The organism is Arcobacter sp. L, from assembly GCF_000284235.1.
GTDB lineage: Bacteria > Campylobacterota > Campylobacteria > Campylobacterales > Arcobacteraceae > Aliarcobacter > Aliarcobacter defluvii.
The window spans coordinates 2,935,513-2,945,673 of record NC_017192.1; the positions used below are offsets into that span (position 1 = coordinate 2,935,513).

Genomic DNA, 10,161 nt, shown 5'->3' on the forward strand with positions numbered 1-10,161 from the left:
AATCATGGGTGATTTAGAAAATCATTTTGGAGATGATGCTTCAGTTGATGATGAAACAAATAAAGAAATTTTAGCTTTCTTAGTAAAAAATAGTGCAGAAACTTCTACTATGCAAGCTAGTTGGAATTTTTTAAATTCAATTGGAAATAAAGATATAATAGCTTTAAGCCAAACAGATTATTGGAAAAGAAAACACAAAGATATTCCAAAAGAGATTTTTGAGAATCCAAAAGTAAAAAGTATCTCAAACTGTAAAGCATGTCATACAGATATCGAAAAAGGATTAATTGAAAATGAAAATATTAAAGATATTTCTGATTTTAAGTAGTCTGTTTTTTGTTTTAAATGCAGATGATGATAAACATAAATATAAACACTCTTATAAAAATCTTGATTATTTAGATTTAAATGATTCCCAAGTGAAAGCTATTAAAAAAGCTTTACTTGATTTAAAAAAAGATTATAAAGATTTTTATGAATATAAAGATGAACAAGAAGATATTTTAGAAGATATTATAGAAGCTGATAATTTTAATGAAGAGTTATATTATAAGATTATTATGGATTTAAGAACAAAAGCAGCAAAACTAGAAGTTAAAAGAATAAAAAAAATACATGAAATCTTAGATAAGAAACAGAAAAAAGAGTTTGCAGACTATTTGGAGGAATGGGAAATTGAATAAAAAAGTTTTATTAATCGAAGATGATTTACAAATGCAAAAATTTATAATCGAATATTTAAAAGATTATGGTTTTGATTGTATTGCATTTGACCAACCAAAAGATGCAATTGAGAATTTTAAAGAAAACGATTATTCAATCATAATTCTTGATCTGATGCTTCCAGAAATGGATGGTTTTGATTTATTCAAAAAATTAAAACAAATAAAAGATGTTCCTATTATTATCTCAAGTGCGCGTGGTGATATAGGAAATAAAATCCATGGTTTTGAACTTGGAGCTGATGATTACCTTGCAAAACCCTATGAACCCAGAGAATTGGTTTTAAGAATAGAACATATTTTGAAAAAAAGTTTTAATAAAACTATGAGTGTTGGTGATTTTGTAATTGATAAAGAAAATCGTACTGTTTTTATGGATGATTATGCTATTGATTTTACAAAAATTGAATTTGAGATTTTTTTATTTTTAGTTGAAAATCAAAATAAAATCTCTTCAAGAGAACAGATTTTAAATGCAACAACACTTGATATTAATACAAAAAATAGAACAATTGATATGCATATTTCAAACATAAGATATAAAATTGGTGATGATTCAAAAAATCCTAAATATATCAAATCTGTTTGGGGTATTGGTTACAAATTTGTAGGTTAAAATGTCAATATTAAAAAAAATATCTTTTTTATTTGTTATAAGTCTTATTTTGATGACTATTATTGGTTCTTGGATTGATACTATAAATTCAAAAAGAATGGATAATTTAGTTAAAGAAAAATACCTAAAAGTAATAGAAGATATTTTTAGAAATATTGAAAACAAAAACTACATAAATTCTGTTTTTGAGAAAAATCAACTTGAACTTTTAAAAGATTTTAAAGATTCAAATGAAGAGATTATTTATGAACAAAACTATACTTTTGGACATATTATTATTCTAAAAAGATCTTTTGCAGATGAATTTATTATAAAAATAAAATATCTTGATGAAGAGTATATTTTAAAAACTCCCGATGAACAAAATCTAAATGACAAAACTATTTTAAATCTTCTTGTATTTTTAGATATTTTCGCACTTTTTCTTATCTTTTTATATATTATAAAACTATTGACTCCTTTAAAAACTATCACTAAAGAGATAACAAATTTTGCAAATGGTGATTTATCAACAAGAATAAATATAAACTCAAAAGATGAAATAGGAACATTAGCAAAAACTTTTAATAGTATGGCAAGTTCACTTGAAAACTCAATAAAAACAAGAGAAGAACTTCTAAGAGATATAGGTCATGAACTAAGAACGCCAATAGCAAAAGGAAAATTTGCTATAGAAAAAATAGATGATTTTTCACAAAAAGAGTTACTCAAAAAAATCTTCTTGGATTTAGAAATCTTAACAAATGAACTAATTGAGCTTGAAAAGCTAAATCTTACAAAATTAAATATATCAACATTTAGTGCAGAAACTTTAGTTTTAGAATCTCTAGGAAAACTATATTTAGAAGATGAATCAAAAATAGAAATTGAGATAAATGAAGATTTTAAAATAGATGCTGATTTATATTATCTTTCAATAGCTCTAAAAAACTTAATTGATAATGCTTTAAAATATGCTATTTCATTTCCAATAATCATAAAAGTAAATAAAAATGAAATCTCTATTTCAAATAAAGGAAAACAACTCTCTAAAGAGTTTGAATACTATCTAAAACCTTTTACGCAAGAATTAAGTCAACGAGATGGCTTTGGTTTAGGACTTAGTATTGTAAAAAAAATCCTTGATAGACACAATTTCCAACTACTCTACTCTTATGAAAATGAATTTAATATTTTTAAAATTGTTTTATAATTTATTTGCAACAACTCTTAATCTTACATAATCAGCAAGCCAACCAAACTCTTTTGAATAAATTTTATTTTTTAAAATCTTTTCAACTTCTTCTTTAAAAATCTCTTTTTGTTTTGTTGTCAAATTTTTAGTTATTCCATTTGCAAAAATATCCAACCAAACTTTTATATCTTCAATTTTTGTTGGTCTATTTATCAACTCTATTGATTCAATTTCAAAGCCATTTTTTTCTAATATTTTTTTATATTCAATATCACTTATAAAGTTCCAAGGATTATTAAACTCTCCAAAATCTTTATGTTTAAAAAAAACTTCACTCATAGCTTCACATAAAGATTTTATATTTTCATAACCACCAAATTCAGCTACAAATTTTCCATTCTTTTTCAAAACTCTAGCTATTTCTTTTGCACTTTTATCTAAATCTTTTACCCAATGTAATACTGCATTTGAAAAAACTTTATCAAAACTCTCATCTTCAAATTTTAAATCCGTAACACTCATAATATGAGAATTTATACCTTTTTCTTTTGCTTTTAAAACCATCTCTTCACTTAAATCAATTCCGATTACATTTGCACCTTGATTTTGTATTTTTATTGCTAAAGTTCCCTCTCCACAACCTAAATCCAAAATCTTTTCATCTTTTTTCACAGCTAAAATATCAACTAAAGAAAAAGCCAAATTTGAAACAAAACTTGCTTTTTGTGAATAATCACCTGCATTCCAAATATTTCCATTCATAATTAATTCCTTTTTATTTTAAGAAATTTTATATTTTTTGAAAAATTAAAAGTATAAGAAAAGTTATATTTTATATCTGTAATCTCTTGGTGTTAAGTTATATCTTTTTTTAAACTCTAAAATAAACCAAGATACACTTGAATATCCGCATGAAGTTGCAATTTGAGAGATTGTTTCATCTGTTGTTTTCAATAACAAAGTTGCTTTTTCCAATCTTTTTTCATTTATCCAAAGTTTTGGGGTTGTATTAAATTCATCTTTAAAATATTTTCTAATTTTTGCAGGACTTTGTCTAGTTAAACTGCAAATATCTTCAAAATTATTTACAAAATCAAGATTTGATTCTAAAATATATTTGATTCTATCTTTTGTAGTATTTATAATTTTGTTAAAAAATTGAATCAAACTCTTTTCATCTTTTTGTAAAACTAAAAGAAATAACTCCTCTATTTTTAGTTTTAAGAGCTCTTTTGAAAAATCCTTTTCCAAATAGTTTTCAAAAGATTTTATAGCTATTTTTAACTCTTCAAACTTTGAATAATCAAAATTAAAAAGTTCAGTTTCAGACTTTTTATCAATCTTTATTTTATATTTTTTTATAAAATCCAATACAAACTTATCACTAAAAAACAAAACTATTGATTTGTATTTTAAATTTTCATTTACTCTTTTACTTAAAAAGTAGTTGTTTTGATACAAAAAACAGATATTTGAAGAGTTTATATCTAATTTTTGCTCTTTTGTAGTTATAATTTTTTGACCAGTCAAAGGAATCATAACTGCGTGCATTGTATTTCTAATCGATAAAAAATCTTCTCGATATTTTGTAATATAATTTACGCAATAAATCTCTTCTAAATCGATAATTCTACTATCATTTTTTTCTATAAAATAGTTTGGAACAATATAAGTCATAATAAATCTTTTTAAAACTTATCTTTAAAAGTCTCTCTAATTTTTAAAAATTTATCTAAATGTTCAAAGAAAATATCCACAAGTTTTGGGTCAAAATGTTTTCCTCTCTCTTCTTTAAAAAGATTAAAAATTCTTTCATCATCCCAAGCTTTTTTATAAACCCTATGGCTTCCTAAAGCATCAAAAACATCTGCGAGTGCAGTGATTCTTCCATAAATATGAATATTTTCACCACTTAAGCCTCTTGGATATCCACTTCCATCCCATTTTTCATGGTGTTCATTTGCTACAACTGCGGCCATTTTTAAAAGTGGTCTATTTGAATGTTTTAGCATTTCATAACCTAAAGCTGCGTGAGTATTCATGATTTCTCGTTCACTCTCATCAAAACGACCAGGTTTATTTAACACGGCATCTGGAATTGCAACTTTTCCTATATCATGCATTGGACTTGCTTGTTTTAACATTTCTGCTTCTTTTTCATTTAAACCATAATAAAGAGCTAAAAGTTTTGAGTATTCTGCAACTCTTTTTACATGATTTCCCGTCTCTTTACTTCTACTTTCTCCAATAGCACCCATTGTAAAAACTACTTCTTTTTGAGTTTTTTCTATTTCATGATTTAGATTTTTTATCTCTTCTAAACCCTCTTGTACTTTTGTTTCAATTTCATCAACAGATAAACCTACATTTTTGTAAACTTTATAACCTAACACTATTATAAAAATGATTATTACTAAAATCAAAAGTAAAATCGTAAAATAGGTATGATTTATAAAATTTGTAGATAACTCTACTATTTTCTTCTCAATTTCCGAACTATAGATTTTATTTTGGTTAATTACATTATAAATTTTACTTCGTAAACTATTTTCTTTATCTTCTATATCTTTCAAAGAAACAACATAATTTCCTACTTTAGTAACTATTTGTTGATATTCTTCTATCTCTTGATTATTATATTTTTCTTTAAATAACTCTATTTTGTTAAGCCATTTATCTAAAGTAATTTGATTTTTATATTGATAAAGTGTCTCTTTACTATAATATTTTATTTCACTAAATAATCTATATAATTCAAAATCTTTTAATTCTTGAATTTTTAAATCCAAATTTTTTCTATACGTATTTTCAATTGGATAATCTCTATCAAATTGATTTTTTAAATTGATTTTTTCTTTTTCTAATTCATAGATAGTATCAAATGCCTCTTCAATTTGTTTTTCACTCTCATAAAGTAAATGTAACTTTGAAGAGATAACACTATCTTTATGAATATCCGAAATAAAAAAATCTACAAAATCATTCTCGTCTTTTAAACTAAAAGTTTTTTCAATAGCTTCAAATTCTAATTCATATTTTATGAAGTCTGCTTTTTTAGATTCTAACTCATCAAGTGAATTTACTAAAGTAGTATCCTTTAATAATTCATTCATTTTTTCTTGCATTGATACCAAATTAGTAATTAACTCTTTTGTTGAATTATTCTCTCTTATTTGATAGATAATTATAGTATTTATGATTCCAATAGCTAAAATTACAAATAACATTATTATAAAACTTATTTTTATAATTTTTTTTATATTCATTTTTTCCACCAATTCCCAATAGAATAATTGCAATATAATATCAAAAATAATATTCATAACTTCTCACTTAATAAATTCAAATAGTTTTTTTTGTATAATTCAACCAATTAAGAAAAAAGGTATAAAATGATTCAACTAATAAATAAAAAAGAGAATATTTTTGGAGATGATATTGCATTTGTGGAAAATTGGGATTTTTCAAAAGCAAATCTAAATGAAGAAAATAGAATCTTAGCTATTACACAAGTTGCTTCTATTTGTTACCAATCACCTAAAGCTTTAGGAAGTGAATCTTTATACAATAGACTTATGGCTGAATCTCAAGGTCTTCCTTCTTCTTCATTTGAGTTTGTTCCAGTGTTACTTGACCCAACAAATGAAAAACATAAAGAGATTTTAGCACTTGAATATTCTAATACAAAAAAATTTGGTGAAATGATTTGTGATGGAAAATATCTTCTTACAAATTATAGAGCTTTAGTTTACGATTTTGAAAATAATCCAAAAGCATATAGTTTTGATATTAGAACCACTTATAACACACCTGAAGAGTGTAATATTATCAAAGAACATTTCAAAGTATTTTTATTCAAAGTTGATTTTCCAACAAGAAGCCAAATGGTAAGACATAGAGTAAATTGGCAAGAATTAAGTAGAAGATATGTAAGTGGAAAAAGAGTTCCTTTTGAATTTTATATATCAGAAAAAATGAAAGATGTAACAAGTGAAGGTGGAACAACTGAACAGATTTTAGATATTTGTTTAGAACACTATTATAAAGCTTTAGAAGATGGTGTAAAACCACAAGAAGCAAGAAGAATAATTCCACAAGCTGGTTATTCTCAAATTTGGGGAGGTTTCCAACCAACTCAACTTGAAAATTATTTCAAATTAAGACTTGATTCTCATGCTCAATGGGAAATTAGAAAAACAGCAGAGGCAATGAAAGAACTATTAGGAGAGTGATGAATTATCAGGCAATTTTAGAAGAAATAGAAAGAGAAATCTTACCTCTTTTTGGTGAAGGTAAAGTTGCTGATTATATCCCAGCTCTTGCTAATGTAAATCCTAATCAATTTTCAATTTCACTTCAAATGTTTGACGGAACATCATTTGGAATTGGAGAAATAAATAAAAAGTTTTCTATTCAAAGTATCTCAAAAGTTTTCACTTTCACAATGGCTTTAAACTATTATGGAAAAGAGTTATATAAAAGAGTTGGTCATGAACCTTCTGGAAATCCATTTAACTCTTTAGTTCAACTTGAATATGAAAATGGAATACCTAGAAATCCATTTATAAATGCTGGTGCAATAGTTACAGCTGATAGTTTAGTTTCTATTTATAAAGATGATACGTTCAATCAAATTTTAGAATTTATAAGAACTGTTGCAAATGATGAAACAATAAATTTTGATGGAGAAATTTTTCACTCTGAATTAGAGCATGGATTTAGAAATTATGCACTTATAAATATGATAAAAAGTTTTGGAAATATTCACAATAAAATTGATGATGTAATAAAAACTTATTTTAAACAATGCTCTATTATGATGAGTCCAGCTCAACTTGCTAAATCAATGCTTTTTTTAGCAAATCATGGTGAAAATCCTATAACAAATGAAATAATAATTACTGAATCAAAAGCAAAAAGAATTAATTCTTTAATGCTCACTTGTGGACACTATGATGCAAGTGGTGATTTTGCATATAAAGTTGGTCTTCCTGGAAAAAGTGGAGTTGGTGGCGGAATTGTTGCCATTGTTCCTAAAAAAATGGCAATTTGTGTTTATTCACCAAGATTAAATGCCCAAGGAAATTCACTTATTGGAACTAAAGCACTAGAGTTATTTACTACAAAAACTGGCCTATCAATCTTTTAACACAAAAAGAGTATAATCCCGAAATTTATATCAATTTTGGAGAATTTATGAGTGCATTAGAAATTGCTGATATTATAGGAATCATTTGTTTTGCACTAAGTGGTTTTTTGATTGCTGTTCACTATAAACTTGATATTTTAGGTGTTTTTATCTCTTCATTTTTAACAGCTCTTGGTGGCGGAATGATACGAGATGTATTAGCCGATAGAACTCCTTATGTTTTTACTACAAATCTTCCAGTTATACTTGTTGTTGCAACTGTTTTAATAGCTTTATTATTTAAACTTCATAAAATTGATGATTTAGAAGGAAAAACAACTTTTATAATCTCAGATGCCATTGGTTTAGTCTCTTTTTCAATCACTGGTTCAATTGTAGCTATTCAAAATGAATTTAATTTTTTAGGTGCATTAATCCTTGCTTTTTTAACTGCTGTTGGTGGAGGAACAATAAGAGATATTTTAATAAATAGAGTTCCATCTATTTTAATCTCTGAATTTTACGCAACAGTTGCATTAATTATTGCATCTATTATGTTTATTTTAGAAGTATTACATTTAAGAAGTTTATTTACAATTACTATTGTTTTTATTTTTGGTGTTGCTCTTAGATTACTTGCATATTATAAAAAATGGCATTTACCTAAACTCTCTTAACTATTCATTTACTTTTTATAGATAGAATTTCCAAATTTTTATACCAAAGGAAAAAAATGATAAAAAAATTACTACTTACAATTTTTTTAGGACTTAGTGCTTTTGCTAATTCTTTAACTGTTGGGAATGATCTTCCTATACTTACAATAAAAGATCAATTTGAAAAAGAACATGTAGTTGATTCAAATGTTAAAACTATTATTTTCTCTGCTTCTAAAGATGAAAGTACAACTATAAAAAACTTTTTAAATACTAAAGATAAAGACTATTTAGCAAATAATCACATTGCTTATGTTGCAGATATTACAGGAATGCCAAGTTTGATTTCTAAATTTATAGCACTTCCTAAAATGAGAGATTATAGTTTTCCAATTTTATTAATTGATGAAGATAATAAAGCTTTATTTCCTGTTGAAGAAGATAAAATCACAATTATCTCTTTAGAAAATTCTAAAATTACTAATGTAAAATATATCAAAACAGCTGAAGATTTAGCTGCTACTTTCAAATAAAAACTATTTGGCTTTATGCCAATAGTTTTTTAAATGCTTCTACAATTGCCTCTTTTTCAAGTTCTTTAATTCTATTTTCTAAACTGTCAACTGTTTCATTTTCAGCTAATAAAAGCTCTTTTACTAAGATTTTTTCACCTTCATCATAAACTTCATTTACAAAATGAATTGTTACACCTGATTTCTTTTCACCATTTTTAATAACAGCTTCATGAACAAATCTTCCATACATTCCTTTTCCACCATAAATTGATGGAAGAATAGCTGGATGAGTATTTATAATTTTATTAGGAAATGCTTTTAAAAGTTTTGATTCAATTTTTTTCATAAAACCTGATAAAAATACATAATCACAGCCAAATTCTAAAAGTAATTTAGTAATTTTATCATCAAGATCTTGCTCAGGACATATTTTATTATTTATAATAAAATATGGAATATTATAAAATTTAGCTTTTTCGATAACTCCTGCATTTGTATTATTTGTGATTATAACTACAACTTCTGCATTAAGTATTTTATCTTCTATGGCTTTTTGAATAGTTTCAAATCCACTTCCATTATATGAGGCTAAGATTCCTATTTTTGTCATCAAGTTCTTCCTAAATTTTTTAAAGTTTGGATTATAACTAAAATTAGTTTACAATCTTTGGGCATGAGTTAAAGCTATTGCAATTGCATCTGTAATATCAAGTGGTTTAATCTCTTTTTTAACACCTAAAAGTCTTTTTACCATAAATGCAACCTGCTCTTTTGTAGCTTTTCCATTTCCTGTAACAGCTTGTTTTACTTGAAGTGGAGTATATTCAGCAAAATTTCCAAACTCTTGTAAAATTTTTAAACTTATTGCTCCTCTAAATTGAGCTAGTTTTATAACCGTTTTTGGATTAAAGGCATAAAACATATCTTCAATAGAAACTTCATCTATTTTATGTTTTTGAAATAATAAATCAAACCCTTCTGTCATCTCCACTATTTGCTCTTGTAAGATTTTGGTTTTTATTTTTATTAGTCCTGCTTCTATAAGTTTTATTTCTCTTCCATTCTTTTCAATAATTGCATATCCACAGTTTCTAGTACCTGGGTCAATTCCTAATATTTTCAACTTTTCACTCTTTTTGTTTATTTTTTATTCACATAGTTACATATTCGATATAATCGACTCTGTACAATAAAATTTTACTTAAAAGAAAAAAATTATTCACTACTTATTCACTATGTGTACAACTATATCTTTTCCATAAATTTAAGCACTTTAGCACTATTTGAAGCTCTTTTATAAAAAATTTAGATATAATATCTAGTAATTACAATTAAAGAGTTTATAAATAG

The 10,161-nt window shown here is 25.3% G+C and carries 13 protein-coding genes; 8 read left to right on the forward strand and 5 right to left on the reverse strand.

Annotated elements, in window-relative coordinates; all coding sequences use genetic code 11:
* The first annotated feature begins 4 nt into the window (after positions 1-4).
* Genes ABLL_RS14495 through ABLL_RS14510 form a run of 4 tightly spaced genes read left to right on the forward strand, consistent with a single transcriptional unit; the run spans position 5 to position 2,530 of the window.
* Positions 5-328: a cytochrome c gene (locus tag ABLL_RS14495; protein ID WP_014475535.1), complete on the forward strand. Its 324-nt coding sequence runs from the start codon at positions 5-7 to the stop codon at positions 326-328.
* Entirely contained in the window at positions 294-683 is a 390-nt protein-coding gene (locus tag ABLL_RS14500) for a hypothetical protein (RefSeq protein ID WP_014475536.1), read from the forward strand. Before ABLL_RS14495 ends, ABLL_RS14500 begins: the two co-directional genes overlap by 35 nt.
* Positions 676-1,338: a response regulator transcription factor gene (locus ABLL_RS14505; RefSeq protein ID WP_014475537.1), complete on the forward strand. Its 663-nt coding sequence runs from the start codon at positions 676-678 to the stop codon at positions 1,336-1,338. The genes ABLL_RS14500 and ABLL_RS14505 overlap by 8 nt, the downstream gene beginning before the upstream one ends.
* Before the next feature lies 1 nt (position 1,339).
* Positions 1,340-2,530, forward strand: coding sequence for an ArsS family sensor histidine kinase (locus ABLL_RS14510; protein ID WP_014475538.1), 1,191 nt, complete (start codon positions 1,340-1,342; stop codon positions 2,528-2,530).
* On the opposite strand, the gene ABLL_RS14515 is transcribed toward ABLL_RS14510, so the two are convergent.
* The 3 genes from ABLL_RS14515 to ABLL_RS14525 all read right to left on the reverse strand — a co-directional run bounded on the left by ABLL_RS14515 (position 2,525) and on the right by ABLL_RS14525 (position 5,778).
* On the reverse strand, positions 2,525-3,274 hold the full coding sequence (locus ABLL_RS14515; protein ID WP_014475539.1) for a class I SAM-dependent methyltransferase: 750 nt from the start codon (positions 3,272-3,274) through the stop codon (positions 2,525-2,527). The genes ABLL_RS14510 and ABLL_RS14515 overlap by 6 nt on opposite strands.
* 63 nt (positions 3,275-3,337) lie before the next feature.
* Complete coding sequence (locus ABLL_RS14520) at positions 3,338-4,189, reverse strand: helix-turn-helix transcriptional regulator (protein ID WP_014475540.1); 852 nt, start codon at positions 4,187-4,189, stop codon at positions 3,338-3,340.
* A gap of 11 nt (positions 4,190-4,200) precedes the next feature.
* Positions 4,201-5,778, reverse strand: a complete 1,578-nt coding sequence (locus tag ABLL_RS14525) for an HD-GYP domain-containing protein (RefSeq protein ID WP_014475541.1) — start codon at positions 5,776-5,778, stop codon at positions 4,201-4,203.
* 126 nt (positions 5,779-5,904) lie between these two features.
* On the opposite strand from ABLL_RS14525, the gene ABLL_RS14530 reads away from it, so the two are divergent.
* The 4 genes from ABLL_RS14530 to ABLL_RS14545 are packed head-to-tail and all read left to right on the forward strand — an operon-like array spanning position 5,905 to position 8,829.
* Complete coding sequence (locus ABLL_RS14530) at positions 5,905-6,744, forward strand: FAD-dependent thymidylate synthase (RefSeq protein WP_014475542.1); 840 nt, start codon at positions 5,905-5,907, stop codon at positions 6,742-6,744.
* Positions 6,744-7,661: a glutaminase gene (locus ABLL_RS14535; protein ID WP_014475543.1), complete on the forward strand. Its 918-nt coding sequence runs from the start codon at positions 6,744-6,746 to the stop codon at positions 7,659-7,661. Before ABLL_RS14530 ends, ABLL_RS14535 begins: the two co-directional genes overlap by 1 nt.
* 47 nt (positions 7,662-7,708) lie before the next feature.
* On the forward strand, positions 7,709-8,317 hold the full coding sequence (locus ABLL_RS14540; RefSeq protein WP_014475544.1) for a trimeric intracellular cation channel family protein: 609 nt from the start codon (positions 7,709-7,711) through the stop codon (positions 8,315-8,317).
* A 56-nt stretch (positions 8,318-8,373) separates the two neighbouring features.
* Positions 8,374-8,829 carry a hypothetical protein gene (locus ABLL_RS14545; protein WP_014475545.1) on the forward strand — a complete coding sequence of 152 codons (456 nt, stop codon included), beginning with the start codon at positions 8,374-8,376 and terminating at the stop codon, positions 8,827-8,829.
* A 13-nt stretch (positions 8,830-8,842) separates the two neighbouring features.
* Here ABLL_RS14545 and ABLL_RS14550 read toward each other — a convergent pair whose 3' ends face one another.
* Positions 8,843-9,421 carry a phosphoribosylglycinamide formyltransferase gene (locus ABLL_RS14550; RefSeq protein WP_014475546.1) on the reverse strand — a complete coding sequence of 193 codons (579 nt, stop codon included), beginning with the start codon at positions 9,419-9,421 and terminating at the stop codon, positions 8,843-8,845.
* Between the two features lie 48 nt (positions 9,422-9,469).
* On the reverse strand, positions 9,470-9,934 hold the full coding sequence (ruvC, locus tag ABLL_RS14555) for a crossover junction endodeoxyribonuclease RuvC (RefSeq protein WP_014475547.1): 465 nt from the start codon (positions 9,932-9,934) through the stop codon (positions 9,470-9,472).
* Between the last annotated feature and the right edge of the window lie 227 nt (positions 9,935-10,161).